A 24,921-nucleotide genomic window follows, 5' to 3' on the forward strand; every position below is an offset into this window, starting at 1 on the left:
CAGCATGAATCCGCTCGATTGGACCCATGCCTGGGACGACTTTGAGATGATGCTGTATGTGGGGAAGGACGACACCGGGCAGGAGAAAATTTTTATGCAGGTGTCGAAAATCACCCGCACGGAGCAGGCGACGGAGCAGGAAATCTTGTACGACCGGGAGATCGGGCTGTTGAATCTGGAGATCATTCGCGGCGTCGACCGGGATGCTTGGGAAGAAAAACAACTGAAATGGTTTTTGGATACACATCCCGACCTGGTGGAACGGGAAAAAGCGTATCTGAAAGAATGGCTGAAAAAATAAAGCGGTTGCGTGTCACTTCAACAGAAAAAGCGGCCACTTGCGAGTTGGCCGCTGTTCCTTTATGAGTGGGAGATGCCCAGCAACTGCTCGATTTTCGGTTTCAGATTTTGAAATCCTTTATCGCCCGCTGCTCGGAAATATAGCTTTCCTTCCTTGTCAAACAGGAAGAAGGCGGGCACGAACTGATTTTGAAATGCGTCGGTAATCTTGTGCAGATTGTCGACTGCAACCGGTTGCGTGATGCGGTAGTCGGCGATGTCTTTTTTCACTTTTTCCAGGTCGGTGTCGCTTTCCTGCTTCGGCATGTGCACGCCCACCAGCTTCAGTCCATGTTCCTTGTACAGGTCGCGATACGATACGACTTCCGGCATCACTTCATGGCAGATATGGCAGGATACCGCCCAGAAATGGACCAGCACGGGATGATTCCGAAGGCTGTCGGGATCGAACCCGTCCGTGTTGAACCACTCGGTCGCTCCCTCCAGAGAGGGCATCGGGCTGCCCAGTCGCATTGGCATTCGCAAACCGCCTCCGTTTCCGGTTAGAGCGTTTTTTGACCCGGTTTCCAGTCGGCCGGGCAGAGCCCCCCTGCTTGCAGCGCTTCCAGCACGCGCAGCGTTTCGTCTACGCTGCGGCCCACGTTCAGGTCATGCACCACCTGGTAGCGGATGATGCCTTCCGGGTCGATGATGAACAGCCCGCGCAGGGCGACCCCTTTTTCTTCAATCAGCACGTCGTAGGCGCGCGACACTTCTTTCGTGATGTCGGACGCCAACGGGTAGTTCACTTCTCCAATTCCTCCCTTGTCACGGGGTGTTTGAATCCACGCGCGGTGTACATATACGCTGTCCACCGATACACCGAGGATTTCGGCACCGAGGTCGAAGAACTCTTGCGCGCGATCGCTGATCGCGGTGATCTCGGTCGGACATACGAACGTAAAGTCCATCGGCCAGAAGAACAGGACGAGCCATTTTCCTTTGTAATCTTCCAGCGTTGCGACGTGATCGAGTTTTTCCAGATTTTTCGTCGTCAGCATTTTAAAATCAGGCGCTTTTTGGCCAACCAACGGCATATGTACAACCTCCTTTTGAAGATGACCCAAGCGGCGCAGGAACCATGGCGACAGCTCCTGCGCTTGGGTATTAGCGTAGACAGTTATATGGTACCATTATAACAAAATTTTATCAAGTTCATAACAAAATTGTTTGTTGGTGATTCCGCAGGGAAAAAATATGTACCAAATATTGGTATATAAAGCGAAGAGTATTTGTCGGAACAGGATTTCCCGTGATCTCGTTCGGTTTCCTGCTCACCAGCGAGGGAGGCTGGAGGCAAGCAGACGATTGTGACACTTGGCGTTGTGGCAGTTTGGATGTTTGCGTACAGCATCCGGAAGAATCGTGAGGAGGTACAGCAACTTCGGAGCGAATTGGCTGTTTTGAAATATAGAAATCCGTTTGTACGAGCCGCTTTGAAAACGTTTGTGGGCTATTTTGGTTTGTCACTTATTTCCGTTCGTATCCTGAAGCAATCGAAAAAAATAACAGCCAGCTTCCATAGAAGCTGACTGTTTCTATCTGGTGCACCCGAAGAGAATCGAACTCCTACCTCAGGCTCCGGAGGCCTGCGTCCTATCCATTGGACCACGGGTGCATTATGTTATTTTCGCAAGCGACGTTTTTTATCATACACGATGCGAATCGTTTTTGCAACCGGCAATAACAGGAACTGTACAACCAATATCCGCCAAATTGCAGCAAATTGCAAACCTGGCACCGTTGACCGGGCCGTTTTTTCGCTTTTACAATAGAACACGAAAGCGTGGCATTGTACGATGGTCGATGGGAGTGCCGGTTAGGACGGCGCGTTCAAGTTCATGTTATCCTATTTTATCGTTACGAAAATTGGGGAGGAACTGCACATGACAATTGCACGGGCTTTAACGATCGCCGGTTCGGATAGCGGGGGCGGAGCGGGCATTCAGGCTGACCTGAAGACGTTTACGGTGCTCGGCGTTTTTGGAATGTCTGCCATCACCGCGATTACGGCGCAAAATACGCTTGGTGTACACGGGATCTACAATCTGCCGCTGGAAGCGATCGGGAAACAAATTGACGCGGTGGTGACCGATCTCGGGGTGGATGCGGCAAAGACGGGCATGTTGTCGCAGGCGTCGATCATCGAGCTTGTGGCGGAAAAAATTCGGCAGTACTCGATTCGCAATCTGGTGGTCGATCCGGTCATGGTGGCCAAGGGAGGCACCCGGCTGTTGGAGGAGTCGGCGCAACATGCGCTGATCCGCTACCTGCTGCCGCTGGCGCAAGTGGTCACTCCGAATCTGCCGGAGGCGGAAGTGCTGACCGGCCGTGAGATCCGCACGGTTGACGACATGCGGGAAGCGGCCAGGCGGATTCGGGAGTTTGGTGTGGGCACGGTGGTCGTCAAAGGCGGCCATCTGGAAGCGGATGCGATCGACGTTGTCTATGACGGGGAAACATTCGAGGAACTGCGTTCGCCAAGGATTCACACGCGGCATACGCACGGTACCGGCTGCACGTTTTCGGCCGCGGTAACAGCCGAATTGGCGAAAGGCAAGAGCGTGATGGAGGCGGTTCGGGCGGCAAAAGAGTTTATCACATGCGCGATTGCCGATTCGCTCGAACTCGGGGGCGGGCACGGACCGACCAACCACTGGGCATATGGAAAAAAGTTCCATACATAAACAACCAAAACAAACGGCACAAAAACCTTGCACAGATTCCGCGAGGGAAATGTCAACTCCCTTGACGGATTGTTGCGAGGGAACGTCAAAAAAGCCCTTGGCAGTATCGTTGCGAGGGCTTATTTTCGTACAGTTTATCGCCGGAGGCTGACTGGCGCGCTTTTCAATGCGGTTTTCCGTGATGTTCCTGTTTTTGTCTGGTGGCGATCAGCAGCTTGTCAAACACGCCTTGCACGGCCGGCTGCAGCACTTTCAACCCTTCCTCGGTGATGCCGCCGGGAACGGATACGCGCGAGACGACTTGCGCAAAATCGTACTGTTCCTCCACCAAAAGTTTCCCCAGTCCGTAGATCATTTGCTTGACCAGATGATCGGCCTGCTCTTCCGAAATTCCCCCCTGGCGGACCGCCGCTTCAGCAAACGACTGCAACAGCCATGCAAAGAATGCCGGGCCGCAGCTTGCAAGATCCGAACAGATCCGGGTGTCTTCCTCTTGTATGACGACCGGACAAGCGATCGACCGACAGATCGTCTCAAACTGCTCCCGATCCTGCGATGTCAGACGCGATCCGTACATCGTCAGCATCGCCCCGGACAGAGCTTCCTGGGTGATCGAGGGAATGATTTTGATCACTTTGCACGGCGTCGCAGACTCCAGTGAGGCGAGCGACCAGGCGGAATTGATCGACACCAAAAATTGGCCGGACGACAGGTGTGGGCCGATGTCGTCCAGCACAGCCTGCACATCTCCCGGCTTCACGCAAAGGAAGAGAAAATCGCACGATTTTGCCAACGAGGAGGCACTGTCCAGTTTGCGGACTTTGGGATATTGGGCGACGAGTTGTTCGAGTTTGGAAGCAGTGCGATTGCAGGCCATGACCTGCAGGTTTGGCAAGTGGGAACGGACGAACGCCCTGACCAGCATTCCTCCCATGCTTCCGGTGCCGACGAATCCGATACGCAAGGCAGTCTCCTCCCTCTGTCTGTATCTATTGCAGTGTATTCGAAAGCCGCTTGGGGCATGACTAAAAATTATAGAATCGGGAGGAAGGGGGCATGCGATCATGGATGTTCGAAAGCCGTTTTATTTGATCGAGCGGGGGAAAATTGTCTACAGCAATCTGATCGAAATCGGCCGGACCGAGCCGTGGATCCGGGAGCGGCTGCAGGATCTGCAGGTGTATGACATCCGGCAGGTGCGGTATGCCCATCTCGACAGCGAGGGAACATTGCACGTCCATATCAGGACATAGTGACGGCTCCGCGGCCTGTAGGGTAAGATAATGTAAAGAATGGACCCGCTTCTTGACCACCGCGTCCACGACGCTGCCAGGAGTAGGGTAAGATGATAGAAAGGACTGACCCATGGCCGACGGGGGGGGGGTGCTGGCATGCGAATGGGATATGGGTTGTGGCAGGAGCAGACGCAGAAACTTGTAATGACGCCCGAGTTGCGGCAGGCGATCAGCGTGCTACAATTTTCGGCGCAGGAACTGGTGGAGTTTTTGCAAGCGGAAGCAGCACAAAATCCGGTCATGGAGCTGGAAGCGCCCGACTGGCTGCAAGTGGCACGGGAGCTTCGCGATAACAAACTGCGCAAAAGCGTGCGTGAGCCGAACGAATTTCCGATCGAATCGGTGGTTCGAACCAACCAGTCGTTGGAGGAGTATTTGCGGCGCCAGTTGAATCTCATCCGGGTGGCTGAACCGGAGAGGCAGTTGGCCGCTTTTATCATCGGCAATCTCGATTCAAACGGGTATCTGCGATTGCCGCTCGACGAGCTTGCAAAAATGCGCAAATGCAGTAAGGAACAGGCGGAAGCGGCGCTGCGGCTGGTGCAATCGCTGGAGCCGACCGGAGTCGGCGCCCGCACGCTGGAAGAATGCCTGTTGTTGCAGGCGGCTGAAATCCCCGATGTGAGTCCGGTGGTGCTGGACATCATCCGGCATCACCTGCCGGATGTGGCCCAAGGGCGAGTGAGCAAGATCGCGTCTGCGCTCGGTATTACGACCAAACAGACGCAGGAAGCGATCGATTTCATCCGGACGCTGGATCCGAAGCCGGGGCGCTGGTACACAAACGAGCCGCCGGCGTATATCATCCCGGACGTGATCGTCGAGCGGGTGGCGGGCGACTATGTCGTGGTTGTCAACGATCGATCGGTGCCGCGTCTGCACATCAACGATTTTTACCGCAAGGTGCTGGAGCAAAAAGAAGACGGCGTGTCGCGTGAGACAAAAGAGTATATCACCGGCAAGCTGAACTCCGCTCTCTGGCTGTTGAAAAGCATCGAGCAGCGCCGCCAGACGTTGTACAAAGTGACGGAAGCGATCGTTGAGCTGCAAAAAGAATTTTTCGAGCATGGCGTACGCAAGCTAAAACCCCTGACGTTAAAACAGATCGCCGAGAAAATCGGCCTGCATGAGTCGACCGTGTCCCGCGCAACGACCGGCAAATATGTACAGACCCCGAGAGGCGTGTTCGAACTGAAATATTTCTTTGACTCGGGTGTCGCCACAGCAGCGGGAGAAGGGGCGTCAGCCGAAAGCATCAAACAGAAAATCAAGTCGCTAATCGGGCAAGAAGATCCGACCCAACCGCTGAGCGACCAGAAAATCAGCGAACTGCTGCAGGCCGAAGGGATTCAGATTTCGCGCCGCACCGTGGCGAAGTACCGGGAAGAGACCGGCATTCCGTCATCGATGCAGCGGAAGCGATACTAGTTGCGTTTTTCTTTTGCATCTCATACAATGGAGGAGATGGCAGATTTGCCATTTTCTTTTCCGATTGATGGGACACAAAAAGTATTATAGGGACACATAATGTCCCAAGGAGGTCCGGGAGTGAAACAACTCTCCACCAAAGAGCTGATCCAAATCCAGCAAAAACTGGTCCCCGACCTGCTGCAGGAAATGAAGCGGCGCTACCGGATTTTGCAGCAGATCAACCTGACGCAGCCGATCGGCCGGCGTAGTCTGGCACAGAGTCTGACCACGACCGAGCGGATTTTGCGCGGGGAAGTCGAATTCTTGAAAGACCAGGGATTGATCTTGACGGAAACGATCGGGATGCGCCTGACAGATGCGGGAAGGCAGTTGCTGCACAGCCTGGATGAAGTGATCAGGGAACTCGAAGGGTTTCGCGAACTGGAAGAACGATTGTCCAAGCTGCTCGACATTCCGCGAGTCCTGATCGTTCCCGGCGATTCTCAACAGGATCCGTTGGTGAAGCGGGAGATGGGCTACCTGGCCGCCCGGTTGATCAAGGAGCAGCTCACCGAAGGTGTGCTTGCGGTTACTGGCGGCACCACGATCGCTGCGGTGGCGGAAATGATGCCGAAAGCGCAGGCGTCCCGGCCAGTCGAAGTGCTGCCCGCGCGCGGCGGCGTTGGCGAGAACGTAGAAATCCAGGCCAACACGATCGCGGCCCTGTTCGCCGGCAAGCTGGGCGGTACGTACCGGATGCTGCACGTACCTGACAACCTGTCTGAGGAAGCGTACCACACTTTACTGGAAGAGCCACATACGCAGGAGTACCTGCGGCGCATCCATAACACCCGGATGCTGGTTCACGGAATCGGGCAAGCTATCACCATGGCAAAAAGGCGCGGGGCATCGTCGGAGATTCTGGCTTTGCTGGAACGGGAACAAGCGATGGGGGAAGCGCTCGGCTATTATTTTGACGCCAACGGACGCATCGTCTACGCGATGAACACAATCGGGCTGCGGATGAACGATTTGGAGCGGGTGCAGACGATCATCGCTGTCGCCGGGGGAGCTGACAAAGCGGCGGCGATCCTGTCGGTTGCTCGCGGCAGCAGGCAAGATGTGCTGGTAACGGATGAAGCTTGTACGGAAGCGATTTTGGCGCATGTTTGAGCCAGAAAAATAGGAAAACAAGAAACAGGGGAGGAAAAAACAATGACAATTCGTGTCGGGATTAACGGTTTTGGACGCATTGGGAGAAACGTATTTCGGGCTGCGATGAACAACCCAGAGATCGAAGTGGTTGCCGTCAACGATTTGACCGATGCCGAAACCTTGGCGCATCTGCTGAAATATGACAGCGTGCACGGCATTCTGGACGCGGAAGTGGAAGGCAGAGAAGGTTCTCTGTTTGTCAACGGCAAGCAGATTCAGGTACTGGCCGAGCGGGAACCGAGCAATCTGCCGTGGGGCGAACTGGGCGTTGACATCGTCGTGGAATCGACCGGCCGCTTCACCGACAAAGCGAAGGCGGAAGCGCACATCACCGGCGGCGGAGCGAAAAAAGTGATCATTTCCGCGCCGGCGAAAGATGAAGACATCACGATCGTGATGGGAGTCAACGAGGACAAATACGATCCGCAAGCACATCATGTGATTTCCAACGCATCCTGCACGACCAACTGTTTGGCACCTTTTGCCAAAGTGCTGCACGAGAAATTCGGAATCAAGCACGGTCTGATGACAACCGTCCACTCGTATACCAACGACCAGCAGATCCTCGACCTGCCCCACAAGGATCTGCGGCGTGCACGGGCGGCTGCATTGAGCATCATTCCGACATCGACCGGGGCGGCGAAAGCGGTCGCGCTGGTGTTGCCGGAGTTGAAGGGCAAGCTGAACGGGTTTGCGATGCGGGTGCCGACTCCGAACGTATCGGTGGTGGACCTCAACGCGGAAGTGGAAAAACCGACCACCGTCGAAGAAGTCAATGCGGTTCTGAAAGAGGCGGCGGAGGGGCCGCTGAAAGGCATCCTCGGCTATTCGGAAAAACCGCTTGTTTCGAGCGACTACAACGGCAATCCGCACTCGTCGGTGATCGACTCCCTGTCGACGATGGTGATCGATGGCACGATGGTGAAAGTGGTGTCCTGGTACGACAACGAATGGGGCTACTCGAACCGGGTGGTCGATCTGATCGACTATATCGCGAAACGATCGTTCTAATGGGACGTTATTCGTCCCGTGGTGACATTTGACGGGACAATTTACGTCCCGTCAAACCTTTGGTAAAATCGCTGGGGAGAATTTCGTGAGTCGGGGGGACGGCGATGAACAAGAAAACGGTTCGCGACATCGATGTCCGAGGAAAACGCGTGTTTGTGCGGGTGGATTTCAACGTGCCGCTGGAAGACGGAAACATCACCGACGACACGCGGATCCAGGCGGCGCTGCCGACGATTCGCTATCTGATCGATCAGGGGGCGAAGGTGATTCTGGCGAGCCACCTGGGCCGGCCGAAAGGCGAAGTGAATCCGAAATACAGCCTGGATCCGGTCGCGGTTCGGTTATCGGAACTGCTGGGCCGCACTGTGGAAAAAACGAGCGGCTGCGTCGGACCGCAGGTGAAGGAGCGCATCTCGCTGATGCAGGACGGCGATGTGCTGCTGCTCGAGAATGTGCGTTTCCACAAAGGGGAGGAGAAAAACGACCCGGAGCTGGCTCGGCAGTTTGCGGAACTGGCTGACATTTACGTCAATGACGCATTTGGGGCGGCCCACCGCGCGCATGCGTCGACCGCCGGGATTGCCGAGCACCTGCCGGCTGTCGCCGGATTTTTGATGGAGAAAGAGATCACAGTGATGGGCAACGCGTTGGCCAATCCGGAGCGGCCGTTTACCGCGATTATCGGCGGTGCCAAGGTGAGCGACAAAATCGCGGTGATCGAAAATCTGCTGACCAAAGTTGACCGGTTGATCATCGGCGGCGGCATGGCCAACACGTTCCTGGCGGGGCTTGGCTATCAACTGGGCAAGTCGCTGGTGGAAACGGACAAAATCGGGCAGGCGAAGGAACTGGTCGACCGGGCGAAAGAAAGGGGAGTCGACCTGCTGCTGCCGGTTGACCTGGTGGTGGCGTCCGCGTTTGCGGCGAACGCCGAACATCGCGCGGTTGAATTGAACGAAGTGCCGGCCGGCTGGATGGCGCTCGATATCGGGCCGAAAACAATCGCCAGGTACCAGGACGCGATCCGCTCTTCGAAGACGGTGATCTGGAACGGTCCGATGGGCGTGTTCGAATTTGAAGCGTTCGCCAAGGGGACGAACGAAGTGGCGAAAGCGGTGGCAGAGGTGCACGGCACGACGATCGTCGGCGGCGGCGATTCGGTGGCGGCGGTGGAAAAAAGCGGTTTGGCCGACCGGATGACGCATATTTCGACCGGCGGCGGGGCATCGCTCGAGTTTCTCGAAGGCAAAATCCTGCCGGGTGTGGCCGCCCTCAATGACAAGTAAAGAGGGACGAACAAGCGGGCAGACAAGGAAAAAGAGGTGGCAAAGATGGCGCAAACACGCACCCCGATTATCGCGGGAAACTGGAAGATGTACAAAACCGGTGCGGAAGCCAGGGAGTTTGCGGCAGCGGTCAGGCAGCAACTGCAGGGAGTAGCGGGTGTGGAGATGGTGGTGTGCGCGCCGTTTACGGCACTGGCTGCACTGCAGGAGACGCTCGCCGGATCGAACATCGCGCTGGGGGCGCAAAACGTTCATTTTGCGGAAGAAGGGGCTTACACAGGCGAAATCGCGCCGCGCATGCTGAGCGAGTTCGGCGTCCGCTTTGTGATCGTCGGCCACTCGGAGCGGCGGGCCTATTTTAACGAGACGGACGCAATGGTCAACAAAAAAGTGCAGGCGGCGCTGCAGCACGGACTGGTGCCAATCGTCTGTGTCGGTGAAGATTTGGCGGAACGGGAGGCGGGACAAACGTTCTCCATCGTGGAAATGCAGGCACGGGCGGCGCTTGCCGGTGTGGAAGCGGAGCAGGTGGCCGGTGTGGTGATCGCCTATGAACCGATCTGGGCGATTGGAACGGGTAAGTCTTCGACTGCCGAAGATGCGAACGAAGTGGTTCGGCATATCCGGAAGACGATCGCGGAACTGTATGACCAGGAAACGGCCAATCGCGTGCGCATCCAATATGGCGGTTCGGTGAAACCTGAAAATATCGAGGAATTTTTGGCGCAGCCGGAGATCGACGGGGCGCTCGTCGGAGGCGCCAGCCTGGCGCCCGAATCGTACGTCAAGCTGGTTCGCGCCGCGTCGCGCTGAGGGAGGGAGAGAGAATGGCACGACCCAGACCTGTCGCTTTGATCATCCTTGACGGATTCGGCTTGCGGGAGGAAGTGCAGGGCAATGCGGTGGCGCTGGCGAACAAGCCGAATTTTGAGCGGTATTGGACGACTTATCCGCACACGCAACTGAATGCGTCGGGGGAAGCGGTCGGCCTGCCGGATGGGCAGATGGGCAACTCGGAAGTCGGCCACCTGAATATCGGAGCCGGCCGCATCGTGTATCAAGATCTGACCCGCATCACGAAGTCGATCCGGGAAGGGGAATTTTTCGAAAATCAGGCGTTCCTGCAAGCGATCCGACATGTGAAAGAAAAAGGGACGAAGCTACACCTTGCCGGCCTGGTGTCGGACGGCGGCGTGCACAGCCATATCCAGCATCTGTTCGCTTTGCTGGAACTGGCGAAGCGGCAGCAGGTGGAGAACGTGTTTGTCCATGCGTTCCTCGACGGACGCGATGTCATGCCGCACACGGCAATCAACTACATACGGGATCTGCAAAACAAGATGCAGGAACTTGGCGTGGGCAAGCTGGCTACGCTCGCGGGCCGCTATTATGCGATGGACCGCGACAAGCGCTGGGACCGGACGGAAAAAGCATACCGCGCGATGGTGTACGGAGACGGGCCGAAGTATACCGATCCGATCCTCGCGCTGCGCGAAAGCTATGACAGGTCGGTGACGGATGAATTCGTGATCCCGACGGTGATCGTCAATCCGGACGAGTCGCCCGTCGGACTGGTGGAACATGAGGATGCGGTGATCCTGTTCAATTTCCGGCCGGACCGGGCGATCCAAATCTCGCGGGCGTTCACGAACGAGGCGTTCGACGGCTTCGACCGCGGGCCGGAACATCCGGAACGTTTGCACTATGTGTGCATGACGTTCTATTCCGAGACGGTCAATGGGGACGTGGCGTTTCAACCGACCGAGCTGGTCAACACGATGGGGGAAGTATTGGCCAACCACGGGCTGAAACAGCTCCGAATCGCCGAGACGGAGAAGTTCCCGCATGTCACCTCGTTTTTCTCGGGTGGTCGGGAAGCAATGTTCGCCGGCGAAGAGCGGATTTTGATTCCGTCTCCGAAAGTGGCGACCTATGACCTAAAGCCCGAGATGAGCGCGTACGAAGTGACAAATGCGGTGTTGAAAGAGATCGAAGCGGAGAAATTCGACGCGATCGTGCTGAACTTTGCCAATCCGGACATGGTCGGCCACACCGGTGTGCTGGAAGCGGCGATCAAAGCGGTGGAAGCGGTCGACGAGTGCCTCGGCCAGGTGGTCGACAAAGTGCTGGAAAAAGGCGGCGTAGCCATGATCATCGCCGACCACGGCAATGCCGACATCATGATCGACCCGGCGACCGGCAAGCCGTGGACCGCGCACACCACGCAGCCGGTCCCCTGCATTGTGACCAAGCAGGGGATCCAATTGCGGGACGGCGGAATTTTGGCAGATGTTTCGCCGACGCTCCTGAAGCTGCTGGAGTTGTCGCAGCCTGACGAGATGACGGGCAAATCGCTGATTGTCGAGTGATGGCAAAAGCCAATTTTTGATGCAAAGGGTGGATGAGAGATGAGCATTATTTACGATGTTCGTGCACGTGAGGTATTGGATTCGCGTGGCAATCCGACGGTCGAGGTGGAAGTGGAGCTGGAAAGCGGCGAGATCGGGCGCGCGATCGTGCCTTCCGGCGCGTCCACTGGTGCTTATGAGGCGGTGGAACTGCGTGATGGTGACAAGGACCGCTATCTTGGAAAAGGCGTGCTGCAAGCGGTGCAAAATGTGAACGAAACGATTGGGCCGGAAATCGTCGGCATGGACGCGTTGGATCAAGTGGGAATCGACAACCTGATGATCGGGATGGACGGAACTCCCAACAAAAGCAAACTCGGGGCGAACGCGATTCTCGGCGTTTCGATGGCGGCCGCCCATGCGGCGGCTGATTTTCTCGGGCTGCCGCTGTACGTCTACCTCGGCGGATTCAACGCAAAAACGCTGCCGGTGCCGATGATGAACATCCTGAACGGCGGGGTGCACGCCGACAACAATGTGGACATCCAGGAATTCATGGTGATGCCGGTTGGCGCCGAAAGCTTCCGGGAAGCGCTGCGGATCGGAGCGGAAGTATTCCACAACCTGAAAGCGGTCCTGAAAGAGCAGGGACTCAATACGGCGGTCGGCGATGAAGGCGGGTTTGCGCCGAACCTGAAGTCGAACGAGGAAGCGCTGAAAGCGATCATCAGCGCGATCGAACGTGCCGGATACAAGCCGGGCGAGCAGGTGTTCCTGGCGCTTGACGTGGCTTCCACCGAGATGTATAAAGACGGCAAGTACCACCTGGCGGGCGAAGGCGTCACCCGGACGTCGGAAGAGATGATCGCCTGGTACGAAGAACTGACCAGCAAGTATCCGATCATTTCGATCGAAGACGGCCTATCGGAGGACGATTGGGACGGCTGGAAGAAGCTGACCGAACGGCTTGGCTCGAAAGTGCAACTGGTGGGGGACGACCTGTTCGTCACCAACACGCAGCGTCTCAAGCAGGGCATTCAAACGGGTGTCGGCAACTCGATTCTGGTGAAAGTCAACCAAATCGGGACCCTGACCGAAACGTTTGACGCGATCGAGATGGCGAAACGAGCCGGTTACACGGCTGTGATTTCGCACCGTTCCGGTGAATCGGAAGATGTGACGATCGCGGACATTGCGGTGGCCGCCAACGCGGGCCAGATCAAAACGGGTGCGCCGTCCCGCACCGATCGCGTAGCGAAGTACAACCAACTGCTGCGGATCGAGGACATGCTGGATTACACCAGCCAATACGCGGGCAAAAACGCATTTTACAATATTAAGAGAGCTTTCTAGCGAAGCTGTCGCTTGCCACCCGGAACAAACGTATGTTACAATAGGTCGGCGTATGGCAAGTGTTGCTCCGGTCCGGGGGCGCTTGCATCGCGCACGGCGAATCGGAGGATCGGAGGATCGGACGATCCATCCGTTGCAACACCGGCCAGGAGGTGAAAGGATGATTGCATTTGCAAAAATCTTGCTTGTCATCGTCAGCGTTCTGCTGATCATTATCGTGTTGCTGCAATCCGGCAGAAACGCCGGTTTGTCGGGAGCGATCACCGGCGGCGCGGAACAGTTGATGGGCCGCAAGGCGCGCGGGTTGGATGCGGTTTTTGCAAAAATCACCGCTGGACTGGCTGTTGCTTTTATCTGCTTGTCCGTCTGGGTCGCTTGGCTTGTTACGCATCAATAAGGGAAACGACGAGAGTACCGTTCCTTGCGGGGCGGTACTTTTTCATTGGATGGCAGGCATATGATTTGTCTTGGCTGCGACCGGCAGAGCGTGCCGGTTGACGGGCGATTTTCTTGAATTGATTGGAGGGAGCGGCGATGAATCTGAAGCGGCCGGAAGCTTTCGATTTGCCTGGCGGAAAAACGGGCGTTCTGCTGATCCACGGGTTCACGGGGACGCCGTCCGAACTGCGGTTGTTGGGAGAATTTTTGGCGGAAAAAGGGTTTGCGGTGAAAGCGCCGCTCTTGGCGGGCCACGGAACGACTCCGGAACAGATGATGAAGACGGGAATGCGGGACTGGATCAAGTCGGCGGGGGACGCGTATTTTGATTTGAAGCGGCGCTGCGAGGAAGTGTTTGTGGCCGGGCTCTCGATGGGTGGGGCGCTTGCCCTGCATTTGGCTGCCCGGCTGCCGGTCAATGGGGTGGTGCCGATGTGCGCCCCGATTTTTCTCGCTGACCGCCGCGCCAAATTTTCCCGCTTCGTCGCTCCGTTCGTGAAATTTCATCATCACAAGACGCCGCATCCGGAGCATATCGCGCCTTATATGGCCGGTTATACCAAGACGCCTGTCCGCTGTGTGCCGGAACTGCTGAAACTGATCCGCATGGTCAGGCGGGAATTGCGCGAGGTGAAAGTCCCGGCGCTGATTATGCAGGCGGAACAGGACCTCACCGTCCTGCCGAAAAGCGCTGATTATATCTACAAACATATCGGATCGCGGAAAAAACAGCTCAAGTGGTATCCGAACTCCGGCCATATTTTGACGGTCGACCGCGACAGGGAGCAGGTGTTCGCCGATCTTGCATCGTTTCTGCACGAGCATCGGGGATCAAGCAGTCCCGTTTTGCGCGTTTGAGTAGCTAGCCCAAAATTTGTCCATACTATCAAGCAAGGAGGTACGACCGTTTGGAACAGCAGAGAATCGTAGATTTCATGAAAGAAAAATTGTATAAACCGATGAACGTGCTGGAATTGAAAGAAGCGCTCGGAGTGCAGGACGGAGACGAGCTGGAAGAGTTGGTCAAACTGTTGAACCGGATGGAAGAGGAGGGGCTGGTTGTTCGCACCCGCACGCACCGGTACGGGCTGCCGTCGAAGATGAATCTGGTGGTCGGCCGGCTGCAGGGCAAGGCGAAGGGATTCGGGTTTGTGATCCCGACCGACCCGGAAGAGATTGCACACGGGGACGTGTTTGTCAATGCCGGCGACATGAACGGGGCGATGCACGGAGATAAGGTGATCGCACGCGTCCATAAAAAAGCGGGTATCAACGGTTTGCGCGAAGGCGAAATCATTCGGATTTTGGAACGGGCGCATAAGACGGTCGTCGGCACGTTTGTTTCCCACCAGCATTACGCGTTCGTGATACCGGACGATCCGCGGATCGGGATCGAACTGTTTGTGCCGGAGGCCGATTTTAACGGCGCCGCCGACGGCATGAAAGTCGTGGCGGAAATCACCCATTTTCCCGAGGGGTGGAAAGCTGCGCAAGGGAAAGTGATCGAGGTGCTTGGGTATCCCGACCAGCCTGGCGTCGACATTCTGGCGGTGATTCGCAAGCACGGGCTGCCGGAATCGTTCCCGGACGAGGTGCTGCAGGCGGCGGAAGCGGTACCGGATACGATTTCCGAGGCCGATCTGCAAGGCCGGCGGGATTTGCGCAAGCGGCGGATGGTGACGATCGACGGCGAGGATGCGAAGGATCTGGACGATGCGGTGTCGGTGGAACGGCTGCCGAACGGCAACATTTTGCTTGGTGTGCATATTGCGGATGTGGGTTACTATGTGCGGGAAAATTCGCCTCTCGACAAGGAAGCGTATAACCGGGGAACATCCGTGTACCTGGTCGATCGTGTGATTCCGATGCTGCCGCACCGTTTGTCAAACGGGATTTGCTCGCTGAATCCGAAGGTCGACCGCTTGACGCTCACTTGCGACATGGAATGGTCGCCGGACGCACAATTGGTGCGGCATGAGATCTATCCGAGCGTGATCCGGACGAATGAACGGATGACGTATACCAATGTCCGCAAGATTTTGCTGGACAAGGATCCGGAATTGATCGATCGCTACCGGGAACTGCTTGCCGATTTTCAGTTGATGGAAGAACTGGCGATGAAGCTGCGTGAGCGGCGGATGCGGCGGGGCGCGATCGATTTCGATTTTGACGAAGCGAAAATCATCGTCGACCGGCAGGGCAAGCCGGTGGAGATCAAAAAGCGGGAACGCTCGATCGCCGAGCAGATCATTGAGGAGTTTATGCTGGCGGCGAACGAGACGGTGTCGGAACATTTTCACTGGCTGAACATTCCGTTCCTCTACCGTGTGCACGAGGAGCCGGACAGCCAGCGGCTGAACGATTTTAACGATTTTATCCGCAACTTCGGGTATGCGCTGAAAGGGATCGGTAACAAAACCCATCCGCGGGCTCTGCAAAGATTGCTGGAGGACATCAAAGGGAAGCCGGAGGAGCGGGTTATCTCGACCGTGATGCTGCGCTCGATGAAGCAGGCCAAATATTCGCATGAGCCACTTGGCCATTTTGGCTTGGCGGCCGAATTTTACAGCCACTTTACGTCGCCCATCAGGCGCTATCCCGATCTGGTGATCCACCGGATCATTCGCGAGGCGATCGAGCACGGCGGCACGCTGCCTCCGGAACGGATCGACCAGCTGCGGGCGAAGCTGCCGGAGATCGCCCAGCATTCGTCGGAACGCGAACGCTTGGCGGTCGATGCGGAACGGGAGACCGACCTGGTGAAAAAGGTCGAGTTTATGGAAGGAAGGATCGGCGAGGATTTCGCAGGGTATATTTCCGGCATCACCGCGTTCGGGATTTTTGTGGAGCTCGACAACACGGTTGAGGGTATGGTGCATGTCTCCTATCTGGAGGATGATTACTATCATTACGAGGAAAAACAGTATGCGCTGATCGGCGAGCGAACCGGGCGCATGTTCCGCATCGGCGACCGGGTGAAAGTTCGCGTGGAAGCGGTCAACAAGCAAGCGCGGACGATCGATTTCCGGCTATTGGAGGGCGGCGAATACCGCGGACTGGGCCGCGGCGGGTGGGGCAGGCACGAGGCTGACATGGAAAATGGCGTAGACAAGCGGCAAGCGAAACGGAAGCAGTTTGCGCGAGCGGCCCGCCAACGGCAAAAACGCGCTCTCAAGGCGGTGGCGAAAAAGGCCGCGAAGCTTCGCAAACAGAAAAAGAGCAAGCGATAGAAGGCCCGACAGGGTCTTTTTAATTTATTAATTGTAAAATTTCGTCTCTTATGCTAGCTTATAGAGTAGGTATATTCATCATACATGGGGGTCTTGAACATGACGACGATGATTGCACTTGGGGACAAAATCCAACGCCTGCGCGTCTGGAGAGGTCTCACGCAAACCGAATTGGCGGCCGGATTGGTGACGCCGAGCATGATTTCGCAGATTGAGGGCAACAAGGCGAACCCTTCCACCGAGCTGTTGCTGCAAATTATCCAAAGGCTTGGCGTGTCGGTCGAGACGTTTTTGAAAGACGTCTATCTGGATCTGGGCGGCCGGGCGATGTACCGCTTCGTATTGGATTTGATGGAACATAACCAGTACGGTGCGGCTCTTAAATTCCTGCGGCAGTTGGAAGAACGGCCGAACGTGGTGGAGCCGAACGAATTGCAGCTCCAGATCGCTGTCTGCATGCAGAACACGGGGAAAGTGCAGGAAGCGATCGAAAAGCTGGATGAGATTCTGTCTGTCGTGCAGGTCGGAGAAGACCGGGAGTTTACAGCCAAAGTCCTCTATCAACTGGGAGATGCCTATTTTAAGCTGCACAACCTCAGCCTGGCGCTGTTCTACGGACAGAAAGCGGACGCCATGTTGCGGGAGGTGGAAAATGCGGATCGCTATCTGCAGGCGCGGGTGAAAAACATGCTCGGCGTGGTCAGCTCGCGGCTTGGCGAATATGAAAACGCAATCCGCTACCACCAGGCCGCATACGAACTGTATTTGCCCGATCGTCCGGCGAGGGCGGCTACGATGTTGATGAATCTCGGTATCGAGTATAAAAATCTGGGCGATTATGCAAAGTCGGAAGATTATTACAAGAAATCGATCGACATGTTTAAGGAATTTCCTGTCGAAAAAAATAGCATTGCGGTCAAACACAATTATGGTATACTGTTAGGTAAGACCGCCAGGTATGAAGAGGCACTGAATCTGCTCAATCAATGTCTGGCTGAGTTTAAGGAGCATCAGTTCGCTGACATGCTGCCGAGCGTCTATCATGAGATGGCGCAGATCGAGCTCAGCAGAGGCAACCTGGACATAGCGAAGACGTATGTGCTGCAAGGGCTTGAATGTGCCGGCAGCGACCACTACACAATTCCGTATCTGAAAAAGGTGTATGCCGAAATTTTAAGTAAAGGAGGTCAACTGCAAGAAGCCATTCGGCATCTCGAAGAATCGATCCCAATCTATCAGAAGTATTCTCGCATTGCAGATCTCGTCAAGATGCTTCCTTTCCTCAGCAAGTGCTATCTGCAGCTTGGTGATGTCGAAAAAGCTGTGTCCATCTTGGAAAACTCCAAGGTGTACGCGAAAAATCTTCTGTAAAAAGAGGGGATTGCGGTGAAAAAAATTCTCCTGACGCTGTCTCTCCTGACTGCGCTTGCAGCGGGAGCCGCTGCCGTATCGGTTGCAGTGGATGAACACGGCTACGGAGGTCTTGCAGTTGACGAGCATGGGTACGGAATTTTTGCGGTCGACGAACATGGCTATTCGCCTCTTGCAGTAGACGAGCACGGATACAGCATCGACGTATAAAACACCAAGCAGCCGCGTACCACCGGCCCGCCGATTTGGCGGGCCTTTGCTGACTGTGCACCACGATCCGATCGGGTGTGGGCAGCAAGACACAGATATGGGCAGCTGTGCTATGATTGGGACGAGGAGGGGATGAACGTGGACGAAACGAAGGAGCTGTTGACAGCCATTTTGCACCGCCTGGACGCATTGGATGCAAAGGTAAACGGGCTGCAGGAGGAAATGAACGGTTTCCGGCGGGAAGTGAACGAGCGGTTTGATGAAGTGGATAGGCGATTCGATAAAGTGGACGAACATCTCGAATACCTCGGCCGCAAGTGGATGGAACACGATGAGGAAATCTACCGTTTAAAACGCAGAAAAGACGCTTAATTCATCGTGTTATGAAGCAGGCATCCCTTGCCTGTTTGGTTGACGAGCCTTGCCGCGCTTTGTTATAGTGAAACTTGCTAACTTGGTTCAGGAGGTGACTTGCATGGCGAAACAAGACGAGGGTCCGAAAGTGCTCGCGCAAAACAAAAAGGCGACGCACGACTATTTTATCGAGGATACGTACGAAGCGGGCATCGTGCTGACAGGAACCGAAATAAAGTCGATTCGCCAGGGCAAGGCGAATCTGCAGGACAGCTTCGCCCGCATCTCCAACGGGGAAGCGTGGCTGGTGAACATGCATGTCTCTCCGTTTGAACAGGGCAACCGGTTTAATGTCGATCCGACGCGCACGCGCAAACTGCTGCTGCACAAGGCGGAGATTATGAAACTGTTGGGCCAGACGAAAGAAAAAGGCTATTCATTGATCCCGCTCAAGCTGTATATCAAGAACGGGTTTTGCAAAGTTTTGATCGGCCTTGCGAAAGGGAAGAAAAAATATGATAAGCGCGAAGCGATGGCAAAACGGGACGCACAGCGGGAAATGGAGAGAGCTTTGCGCGAACGTCAGAAATACTGAGCCGTTTCGGCGCACACGGCGCAAGTTTTGCCGTTTCGGGCAGAATCTGCCGTCGACTGCAAGCTGATTGTATGGTAAACTAGTGCTCAGCTCTCCAACTGGATGGTGGTTGGTGGAGAGATTCGGATGATGAATGTCGCGTTCCTGCCAAAGTAACCGCCGACGACAATGGTTTGGCGCTTGGTGGGGTTTATACGGGGGCGTTTTTGGATTCGACGGGGATTGATCGAGCATGAGTAGCGGGTCGTGGGGCTGCGCACACGTTAAAAACGCGGACCTAAATATAAACGCAAACAAAAACAACAACCTTGCCCTCGCTGCGTAATTGCAGCTAGGCCGTTCTATTCCTTATCGCCGGTGTAGGGGATAGGGCGTCATCATAGCCGGATAGCCTGGACGCATCGGTCTGCGTGCGCCAGGCGAAACGCAGCAGACTAGCCGATCACCAGCCTGTCCCTCGGCGGGTGTGAGGCGAAACCTGCAATAGAGAGGACTGCACCCGGAGAAGCTCATGTGGCGAGGTCTTCGGACAGGGGTTCGACTCCCCTCGCCTCCACCAAAGTACAGAAAATGAGGGTTTAGACGGTTAGGAGATCGGTGATTTCCCAGCCGTCTTTTCCTTTCAGGATCACGATTTTTTGAAACATTGACTGGATCAGTTGTTTTTGTGTTTCGGGTTCGATGAGATCCCAATCTTCTTTCAAGCTCTTCATCATTTTGCGAAGTTCTTCGACCGGAATTGAAGGTTCTGGTCTGTCTTGAATTTGTTCGTAAAGCGCTCGCATTCGAGCATCTTCTTCTTCGATCAACATCGCATAGTCCTCCGCCGATAACTTGCCATCACCAAGGGCGAGCATCCAATTCTTGCGGCGGCGATTGCTTTTTTCAACTTCTTTCTGGATGTCGGTTTGGGTGTTCCTTTTTTTCGATTTTTTGCTTTGGAACCCGTCGTCGATCAGTTGCAAGTGATCAAATACAAGTTGATTCAACATTCGTTCTGAAATGCTCGGCGCATCACAAGTTTTCTTTGCATACTGGTTCAGACACCGATAGCTGCGGTATTCCCGTCCGTTATGCACCGATGTATTGCCTGCGTATGTGGCTCCACACTGTCCGCATTTTACGATGCCGCTATACGCATAGATAAATGACCGCCTGGACATATAACCGGCTGCGCGGCGGGACCGAAATTGCTTGACTCGTTCAAAGTCCTCTTTGCTTACCAGAGGCACATGTTGGCCTTCCGTCAGGATTCGGCTTTCTTCCGGCCAGTGGGCTGGTTTGAAATGGTTGTATCCTGCATACGTCGGGTTGGTGAGCACGTTTCGAACGCTTTTATTGTCCCACTTTCCACCTTCTTTAGTGGTCGAGAATTCGTTCATATACTTGGCGATTTTTGTTACGCCCCAACCGCGGTTGAGGTATAGATCGAAAACCTCGCGTACTAGCTTCGCTTCTTCCTCCACAACGACCAGATTGTATCGGTCGTCAAATGTATAACCGAGCGGCGGCCGTGACATGTGTTTTCCGCCTTTTTGCGCTTTTTTGGTGAGTCCTTTAAGGGTTTCTTCCCGCAAATTCTCCAGATAAATCTGCGCCCAGATACCTGAGAAAAAGAGGAATGCTTTCCCCATGGGTGATCGGGTATCAATTTCCTCGGTTCCCTGTGCCGCGATGATCAACCTCACGTCCAGTTTGTTGATGAGTTCCACAAAGGCATACAAATCGCCAAGATTCCGGCTGAGCCTGTCCAATTTGTGAATGAGCAAGGCTTCAAAACGGCCGGCCTTCATGTCGGCGATCATCGCTTGGACGCCAGGTCGTTTGAATGTTTTTCCGCTTACACCTGGATCCGAGTATACGCGGTACAATTCGAGCCCTTTTCGCTCAAGAAGCTCCATAAGGATATCGTGCTGCGCCTCAAGTGAAAAACCATCCTCTGCTTGCATGTTTGACGAAACGCGAGTGTAAATTGCCGCTCGCAAAGTCACCACTCCTCCGATGTTTATTCCGGGTACACAATTTCAATTTCATCATCCGGCCGTCTGATCCCACAGCAGACCCCGGTGACGACGAACTGGTTGCGGTGGGTGGAGATCGGCGGGTATTCATCGTTTGCTGCGAGCAATTCGATTTCGGATGCCCACATGTCTGGGATGATGCGCAGAATCGCCTCGTCGCCAAAGTGGATGAAACACAGTTGCCTGTGTTCTGTCGGCCACCCCTGACGGCGGAACAGGAGATAGTCGCCGCGGCGAATCCCCCAGTTTTCCAGACCGTCATCGCCCAGGATCACGGCAAACCGCTGGGCGTAATCGATGGTTGACAGTTTGAGGAACGGGTATTCGTCCTGGGGGAAGAAAGGCGTTGGGGCTGCGGTGTAAAATTCTCCGACGATGGGGGCCAGCATCCGTAGATCCATCAGAATCCCTCCTAGTCATAATTGCGGACTTTGTACACCACTCGTCCGTCTTTGCAGTAATACTCCGTGCGGCCGATGGTGTAGGTCATATTGAAGTCGCGGCCGTATCGCGGCCGGCGTTCCATCGCCACCGCAGCCTGCTTCTCAACTACCAGCAACTCCAATCGCGCTTGCAGCAGTTCCAACCGTCTTCGCATAAATCGTTCGGTTACCGCGAACGCTTCCGCCAGCTGCGGCACGAGTTGAGCCAGGGGCATCGCGGGGACGATCCGCTGGATGAGCATGAACGTGGGTGCCAACCAGTAGTAGGGCATCCGGTTTGCTTCGTGCTCCTGCATGGACCGAAACAGCTCGGTCATGGTCAGTTGATTCCCGGCGTGCCGGATTGCGTGCGTAAGCTCGTGAAAAAAGTCCTCGCGTTGCTCCTGCGGCGTCAACCGCGAGTCGATCACGATCGCGGTACCGATCATTTTACTGTGAACGTCCAGTTTCAAAAGCCGCAACCCAAAGTGTTCCGCGATCAAGTCAATGTCAATGTCGGACGGTTGGATGATCCCGATCCGCTGGTATGTATCGATGACCACCTGTTCAAGGCGGCAGGGTCTGTATACGGGAAGCTCTTTGAACATGATGGCCTCCTCGAAAAGGAACGTTTGTTCTGTTTTGGTCAGAAAAGAAAAGCCCGCCAGGGGCTAGATGATTTGCGATGAGCTTGGTGCATTTGGGTATTCATTCCATGTCCTACCGTCGAGAATTCGGCCAGTTCGATGCTTTTGTACGCCGCCCCATTGTTTGAAAAAAAACGCCACCTGTTGATTGATGCATTGATCCCGAATACTTTCAACCCACTCTTTTTTCATCGGGCGTGCGCCCGGTCCTGATTCTCCACCGACAATTACCCAATGAATCCCCCGAAGGTCAAGATTGTTTAAAGGGCCGATTAATGGTTCGAGTGAAAGAAAACGAATTTTGGCTGGTACTTGGCGAAGATGGTCAATACGGTGTATCACCCTTTCATCTTCCACACTAACACCCTGCCAGATGTTATTTGGCCATGGTAAGTCGAAAGATAGTTCAAGCAACCGATCCGACCGTTTTGTTAGGATTTGAAATGTGTGCCAATGAGCACGCTGCATGGTTTGAAACACTTGCTGGATGAATTCGAACGGAATGTCCTTATGGAATAGATCAGACATCGAATTCACAAATATTCGCCGAGGTCTTTTCCATTTCAAAGGCAAGTCAACAAGATCATGATGCAGTGTTACGTTAAAACCATTGGCATAACGCGGGTTATTCATTGCATGTAAGCGCTTCGCCATAGTAGCAGCGTAGCAATGCCTACAGCCTTCTGAAATTTTTGTACACCCAGTCACCGGATTCCAGGTCGCTTCAGTCCACTCAATAGAGGACATCGTTGCCACTGGACATTCCTCCTTTTGAGTAGATTGTACAACATCCTCGAGGAGAATAGAACGTTTGTTCTGTTAAATATCGAGAGAAATTTGATTGCTTTGTTGTTTATACACCCAGTCCATTATGTTTTTACCAGCTTTGTGTTTCCCGACCCAGATCATATAGTATAATTTTTGACCGGTGGTGCTTTTGAAACATTTAGAAACATAGCAATAGGGATAGCCTACTTCCTGAAGGCGACGGGTATAAAGATCCAATAATCCAAACAGCAAATATGTTCGGGGCTTACAACGATAAATTTCTTCCCATTCATCCGTTCCGAAAAATTTGTTTAATCGTTCTTTTTGAAAACCCTCTTGCCTACGTGGATCACGAGGAAGATAACGCAAGAGTGTCATATGATACGGATATAAAATAAAGAGTTCAGTTCTCCACAATGCCAAAGTCTCGATTGTAGACCAATGAATATGATCGCCAGACGGATCGAGAAAGACAAAAGTTGGGGCAGTCGGATGAATCGATCGCATTATCGAAGGCAGAACAATATTGCAGTCTCCTTGATGAAACTGGACCTTGTCGGTTACGTTATGCTGTTTCGCCAATTTTTTCAGGTCCTGAACACGATCTTCTTCGAGTTCGCAGAAATGGAGTTTGGTAAACTGCTCAGCGTACTTGAAGGCAATAGTTGCCGAACCAGCCACTTTTTCTTTGGTTTCACGGTGTATCCATTCTCCGCGGCCGGCAAAACCGTCTATATAATATCGATGCAAGGCAGTCTTTGTGGCTTTTAAATAAGCCGGGAGATATCTTTCCAAGAAGGCCAATTTGTCAATGGACCATTGCCCAATTGTGTTTTCCTTGCTCCCGTATCCCATGTCGTTCCCCTTGCTTTTGACCGGTTTCCAGTTCCCGTAACCCGCGTGCCTATTTCTTCCCCTCCTCTTTATCCCCATGCAGCGCCTTCCAGATCTTGATGAGGTCGCGTTGATGCTCTTCCGGCGCGCTGGCGAAGTCTTTGAAGAACAAGTCAAGATCCGGATCGTTTTTGATCTTCTCCAGGATCTCGAGATCTTCAGGGGAGAGATCACCCAGAGGCCCCCACTCGGCTGTGTCCATCCGCCCGGTCAGAAGGTAGTCGACGGTCGTGTCGTACAGTTCAGCCAACTTTGCAAGTGTGTCCGCATCGGGTTCGCGTTTGCCGATCTCGTAGTTGGCATAGGCACCGCGCGATATCCCCAAAAAGTCAGCCACTTGCTGCTGGGTATATTCATAGCGTTTGCGAAGCTCCGTTAGTCGGACGTGCAACTTCAAAGTGGCTCCTCCTTCACTCGTTTAGTTCCAGTATAGTGCGTCCTATTGAAGCGAGAAATATTTGCGTCAAAAAGAAACAAAAACACTTGACTGCGTCAAAATGAAGCGTATAATAAGGGATAGATATGCTTCAAAACGACGCGATTGGAGGTGTGGAGTATGAGAAGGTGGCTGGTGGAATACCGTGGCTCTAAGACTCAAGAAGAAGTTGCAACTGCATGCGGTATCCACCGCGGGTATTACTCACTGATTGAAAGCGGCGATCGAACCCCAAGTGTTCCGGTTGCCAAACGTATCGCAGCCTATCTTGGTTTTGAGTGGACGCTTTTTTTTGAGCAAAACTGCGTCGAATCGACGCGAACCGCCAGCACGGCATAGGGGGTGAGTCGCCGCAGTTACGACGACTACTGGTTCGTCAAAACACGCTTGATCAAACGAATGTCCGCTTCGTGATCCTGAACTTGCTTCTGCAGATCAGTGATTGGCGATTGCAGTTCGCTCGCGCGGGCAGTTTGTTCTTCGATGGAAGCGATCTTTTGTTTGATGTCGGAGATGTCCTGCTGGACGAACGAAAGTTTGGTTTCAAGCGTATCGAAGCGGTGGTTCATCTGGGATTTGATATCGATGATA

At 54.4% G+C, this 24,921-nt stretch carries 28 protein-coding genes, 1 tRNA gene and 1 other RNA gene; 19 read left to right on the top strand and 11 right to left on the bottom strand.

What is annotated here, in order from left to right; genetic code table 11:
• Positions 1-4: 4 nt before the first annotated feature.
• Positions 5-301, top strand: coding sequence for a hypothetical protein (locus tag C230_RS0110990; RefSeq protein WP_018132089.1), 297 nt, complete (start codon positions 5-7; stop codon positions 299-301).
• 59 nt (positions 302-360) lie between these two features.
• Here the strand turns inward: C230_RS0110990 and C230_RS0110995 are convergent, their stop codons facing one another.
• From C230_RS0110995 to C230_RS0111010, 3 genes are all read right to left on the bottom strand, one after another.
• Complete coding sequence (locus C230_RS0110995) at positions 361-819, bottom strand: TlpA family protein disulfide reductase (RefSeq protein ID WP_018132090.1); 459 nt, start codon at positions 817-819, stop codon at positions 361-363.
• A 23-nt stretch (positions 820-842) separates the two neighbouring features.
• Entirely contained in the window at positions 843-1,376 is a 534-nt protein-coding gene (locus C230_RS0111000) for a peroxiredoxin (protein ID WP_018132091.1), read from the bottom strand.
• Between the two features lie 506 nt (positions 1,377-1,882).
• Positions 1,883-1,957 (bottom strand) — tRNA-Arg (locus C230_RS0111010).
• 268 nt (positions 1,958-2,225) lie between these two features.
• Here C230_RS0111010 and thiD point away from each other — a divergent pair.
• Positions 2,226-3,026 (top strand): bifunctional hydroxymethylpyrimidine kinase/phosphomethylpyrimidine kinase, encoded by an 801-nt coding sequence (gene thiD / locus C230_RS0111015; RefSeq protein ID WP_018132093.1) that lies wholly within the window; start codon positions 2,226-2,228, stop codon positions 3,024-3,026.
• 163 nt (positions 3,027-3,189) lie between these two features.
• Here the strand turns inward: thiD and comER are convergent, their stop codons facing one another.
• A complete protein-coding gene (gene comER, locus C230_RS0111020; RefSeq protein ID WP_018132094.1) occupies positions 3,190-3,990 on the bottom strand; it encodes a late competence protein ComER in 801 nt (266 codons plus the stop codon).
• Positions 3,991-4,090: 100 nt separating this feature from the next.
• Between comER and C230_RS0111025 the strand changes: the two genes are divergently transcribed.
• The 16 genes from C230_RS0111025 (at position 4,091) to ssrA (ending at position 19,701) form a co-directional block, all read left to right on the top strand.
• On the top strand, positions 4,091-4,279 hold the full coding sequence (locus tag C230_RS0111025) for a YetF domain-containing protein (RefSeq protein WP_018132095.1): 189 nt from the start codon (positions 4,091-4,093) through the stop codon (positions 4,277-4,279).
• Between the two features lie 138 nt (positions 4,280-4,417).
• On the top strand, positions 4,418-5,749 hold the full coding sequence (gene rpoN / locus C230_RS0111030; RefSeq protein ID WP_018132096.1) for an RNA polymerase factor sigma-54: 1,332 nt from the start codon (positions 4,418-4,420) through the stop codon (positions 5,747-5,749).
• 120 nt (positions 5,750-5,869) lie between these two features.
• Positions 5,870-6,904, top strand: a complete 1,035-nt coding sequence (locus C230_RS0111035) for a sugar-binding transcriptional regulator (RefSeq protein WP_018132097.1) — start codon at positions 5,870-5,872, stop codon at positions 6,902-6,904.
• Between the two features lie 42 nt (positions 6,905-6,946).
• Positions 6,947-7,957: an ArsJ-associated glyceraldehyde-3-phosphate dehydrogenase gene (locus C230_RS0111040; RefSeq protein ID WP_018132098.1), complete on the top strand. Its 1,011-nt coding sequence runs from the start codon at positions 6,947-6,949 to the stop codon at positions 7,955-7,957.
• 104 nt (positions 7,958-8,061) lie between these two features.
• Positions 8,062-9,243: a phosphoglycerate kinase gene (locus tag C230_RS0111045; protein WP_018132099.1), complete on the top strand. Its 1,182-nt coding sequence runs from the start codon at positions 8,062-8,064 to the stop codon at positions 9,241-9,243.
• A 45-nt stretch (positions 9,244-9,288) separates the two neighbouring features.
• Complete coding sequence (gene tpiA / locus C230_RS0111050) at positions 9,289-10,056, top strand: triose-phosphate isomerase (RefSeq protein ID WP_018132100.1); 768 nt, start codon at positions 9,289-9,291, stop codon at positions 10,054-10,056.
• Between the two features lie 14 nt (positions 10,057-10,070).
• Complete coding sequence (gpmI, locus tag C230_RS0111055) at positions 10,071-11,612, top strand: 2,3-bisphosphoglycerate-independent phosphoglycerate mutase (RefSeq protein ID WP_018132101.1); 1,542 nt, start codon at positions 10,071-10,073, stop codon at positions 11,610-11,612.
• Positions 11,613-11,651: 39 nt separating this feature from the next.
• Positions 11,652-12,944 carry a phosphopyruvate hydratase gene (gene eno, locus C230_RS0111060; protein ID WP_018132102.1) on the top strand — a complete coding sequence of 431 codons (1,293 nt, stop codon included), beginning with the start codon at positions 11,652-11,654 and terminating at the stop codon, positions 12,942-12,944.
• Positions 12,945-13,104: 160 nt separating this feature from the next.
• Positions 13,105-13,341, top strand: coding sequence for a preprotein translocase subunit SecG (gene secG / locus C230_RS0111065; RefSeq protein WP_018132103.1), 237 nt, complete (start codon positions 13,105-13,107; stop codon positions 13,339-13,341).
• A gap of 137 nt (positions 13,342-13,478) precedes the next feature.
• Complete coding sequence (locus C230_RS0111070) at positions 13,479-14,240, top strand: alpha/beta hydrolase (RefSeq protein WP_018132104.1); 762 nt, start codon at positions 13,479-13,481, stop codon at positions 14,238-14,240.
• A 50-nt stretch (positions 14,241-14,290) separates the two neighbouring features.
• The gene (gene rnr, locus C230_RS0111075) at positions 14,291-16,612 is read left to right on the top strand and encodes a ribonuclease R (RefSeq protein WP_018132105.1); all 2,322 of its coding nucleotides are present in this window, start codon (positions 14,291-14,293) and stop codon (positions 16,610-16,612) included.
• A gap of 99 nt (positions 16,613-16,711) precedes the next feature.
• A complete protein-coding gene (locus tag C230_RS0111080) occupies positions 16,712-17,983 on the top strand; it encodes a tetratricopeptide repeat protein (protein ID WP_018132106.1) in 1,272 nt (423 codons plus the stop codon).
• Between the two features lie 15 nt (positions 17,984-17,998).
• The gene (locus C230_RS0111085) at positions 17,999-18,193 is read left to right on the top strand and encodes a hypothetical protein (RefSeq protein ID WP_018132107.1); all 195 of its coding nucleotides are present in this window, start codon (positions 17,999-18,001) and stop codon (positions 18,191-18,193) included.
• Positions 18,194-18,331: 138 nt separating this feature from the next.
• Positions 18,332-18,565, top strand: a complete 234-nt coding sequence (locus C230_RS0111090; protein WP_018132108.1) for a hypothetical protein — start codon at positions 18,332-18,334, stop codon at positions 18,563-18,565.
• A gap of 103 nt (positions 18,566-18,668) precedes the next feature.
• On the top strand, positions 18,669-19,142 hold the full coding sequence (gene smpB / locus C230_RS0111095) for an SsrA-binding protein SmpB (protein WP_018132109.1): 474 nt from the start codon (positions 18,669-18,671) through the stop codon (positions 19,140-19,142).
• A gap of 196 nt (positions 19,143-19,338) precedes the next feature.
• Positions 19,339-19,701: a transfer-messenger RNA gene (gene ssrA / locus C230_RS22015) on the top strand.
• A 19-nt stretch (positions 19,702-19,720) separates the two neighbouring features.
• Here the strand turns inward: ssrA and C230_RS0111100 are convergent.
• The 6 genes from C230_RS0111100 to C230_RS0111125 all read right to left on the bottom strand — a co-directional run bounded on the left by C230_RS0111100 (position 19,721) and on the right by C230_RS0111125 (position 24,291).
• Positions 19,721-21,127: a recombinase family protein gene (locus C230_RS0111100; RefSeq protein WP_018132110.1), complete on the bottom strand. Its 1,407-nt coding sequence runs from the start codon at positions 21,125-21,127 to the stop codon at positions 19,721-19,723.
• A 20-nt stretch (positions 21,128-21,147) separates the two neighbouring features.
• Positions 21,148-21,564, bottom strand: a complete 417-nt coding sequence (locus tag C230_RS0111105) for a LexA family protein (protein ID WP_018132111.1) — start codon at positions 21,562-21,564, stop codon at positions 21,148-21,150.
• Positions 21,565-21,575: 11 nt separating this feature from the next.
• The gene (locus C230_RS20150) at positions 21,576-22,193 is read right to left on the bottom strand and encodes an ImmA/IrrE family metallo-endopeptidase (protein WP_018132112.1); all 618 of its coding nucleotides are present in this window, start codon (positions 22,191-22,193) and stop codon (positions 21,576-21,578) included.
• A gap of 63 nt (positions 22,194-22,256) precedes the next feature.
• Positions 22,257-22,979, bottom strand: a complete 723-nt coding sequence (locus tag C230_RS0111115; RefSeq protein WP_245533986.1) for a DUF5131 family protein — start codon at positions 22,977-22,979, stop codon at positions 22,257-22,259.
• 72 nt (positions 22,980-23,051) lie between these two features.
• Positions 23,052-23,855 (bottom strand): three-Cys-motif partner protein TcmP, encoded by an 804-nt coding sequence (gene tcmP / locus C230_RS0111120; protein WP_169332844.1) that lies wholly within the window; start codon positions 23,853-23,855, stop codon positions 23,052-23,054.
• A 49-nt stretch (positions 23,856-23,904) separates the two neighbouring features.
• Complete coding sequence (locus tag C230_RS0111125; protein ID WP_018132115.1) at positions 23,905-24,291, bottom strand: helix-turn-helix domain-containing protein; 387 nt, start codon at positions 24,289-24,291, stop codon at positions 23,905-23,907.
• A 159-nt stretch (positions 24,292-24,450) separates the two neighbouring features.
• Here C230_RS0111125 and C230_RS0111130 point away from each other — a divergent pair, with 159 nt between their 5' ends.
• Entirely contained in the window at positions 24,451-24,669 is a 219-nt protein-coding gene (locus tag C230_RS0111130; protein ID WP_018132116.1) for a helix-turn-helix transcriptional regulator, read from the top strand.
• A gap of 26 nt (positions 24,670-24,695) precedes the next feature.
• On the opposite strand, the gene C230_RS22995 is transcribed toward C230_RS0111130, so the two are convergent.
• On the bottom strand, positions 24,696-24,921 hold a 226-nt coding region (locus tag C230_RS22995), incomplete at its 5' end, for a hypothetical protein (RefSeq protein ID WP_026174276.1).

It is taken from the genome of Effusibacillus pohliae DSM 22757 (assembly GCF_000376225.1).
Classification (GTDB): Bacteria; Bacillota; Bacilli; order Tumebacillales; family Effusibacillaceae; genus Effusibacillus; species Effusibacillus pohliae.

Bases quoted from the DNA above. Each gene is read 5' to 3' on its own strand.
- smpB (WP_018132109.1), top strand. From the start codon at position 18,669: ATGGCGAAACAAGACGAGGGTCCGAAAGTGCTCGCGCAAAACAAAAAG.
- C230_RS0111105 (WP_018132111.1), bottom strand. From the start codon at position 21,564: ATGGATCTACGGATGCTGGCCCCCATCGTCGGAGAATTTTACACCGCA.
- C230_RS0111080 (WP_018132106.1), top strand. From the start codon at position 16,712: ATGACGACGATGATTGCACTTGGGGACAAAATCCAACGCCTGCGCGTC.
- C230_RS0111045 (WP_018132099.1), top strand. From the start codon at position 8,062: ATGAACAAGAAAACGGTTCGCGACATCGATGTCCGAGGAAAACGCGTG.
- C230_RS0111040 (WP_018132098.1), top strand. From the start codon at position 6,947: ATGACAATTCGTGTCGGGATTAACGGTTTTGGACGCATTGGGAGAAAC.
- C230_RS0110995 (WP_018132090.1), bottom strand. From the start codon at position 819: ATGCCAATGCGACTGGGCAGCCCGATGCCCTCTCTGGAGGGAGCGACC.
- C230_RS20150 (WP_018132112.1), bottom strand. From the start codon at position 22,193: ATGTTCAAAGAGCTTCCCGTATACAGACCCTGCCGCCTTGAACAGGTG.
- tpiA (WP_018132100.1), top strand. From the start codon at position 9,289: ATGGCGCAAACACGCACCCCGATTATCGCGGGAAACTGGAAGATGTAC.
- C230_RS0111130 (WP_018132116.1), top strand. From the start codon at position 24,451: ATGAGAAGGTGGCTGGTGGAATACCGTGGCTCTAAGACTCAAGAAGAA.
- thiD (WP_018132093.1), top strand. From the start codon at position 2,226: ATGACAATTGCACGGGCTTTAACGATCGCCGGTTCGGATAGCGGGGGC.
- tcmP (WP_169332844.1), bottom strand. From the start codon at position 23,855: ATGGGATACGGGAGCAAGGAAAACACAATTGGGCAATGGTCCATTGAC.
- C230_RS0110990 (WP_018132089.1), top strand. From the start codon at position 5: ATGAATCCGCTCGATTGGACCCATGCCTGGGACGACTTTGAGATGATG.
- secG (WP_018132103.1), top strand. From the start codon at position 13,105: ATGATTGCATTTGCAAAAATCTTGCTTGTCATCGTCAGCGTTCTGCTG.
- C230_RS0111025 (WP_018132095.1), top strand. From the start codon at position 4,091: ATGGATGTTCGAAAGCCGTTTTATTTGATCGAGCGGGGGAAAATTGTC.
- eno (WP_018132102.1), top strand. From the start codon at position 11,652: ATGAGCATTATTTACGATGTTCGTGCACGTGAGGTATTGGATTCGCGT.
- C230_RS0111070 (WP_018132104.1), top strand. From the start codon at position 13,479: ATGAATCTGAAGCGGCCGGAAGCTTTCGATTTGCCTGGCGGAAAAACG.
- rpoN (WP_018132096.1), top strand. From the start codon at position 4,418: ATGCGAATGGGATATGGGTTGTGGCAGGAGCAGACGCAGAAACTTGTA.
- C230_RS0111000 (WP_018132091.1), bottom strand. From the start codon at position 1,376: ATGCCGTTGGTTGGCCAAAAAGCGCCTGATTTTAAAATGCTGACGACG.
- gpmI (WP_018132101.1), top strand. From the start codon at position 10,071: ATGGCACGACCCAGACCTGTCGCTTTGATCATCCTTGACGGATTCGGC.
- C230_RS0111115 (WP_245533986.1), bottom strand. From the start codon at position 22,979: ATGTCCTCTATTGAGTGGACTGAAGCGACCTGGAATCCGGTGACTGGG.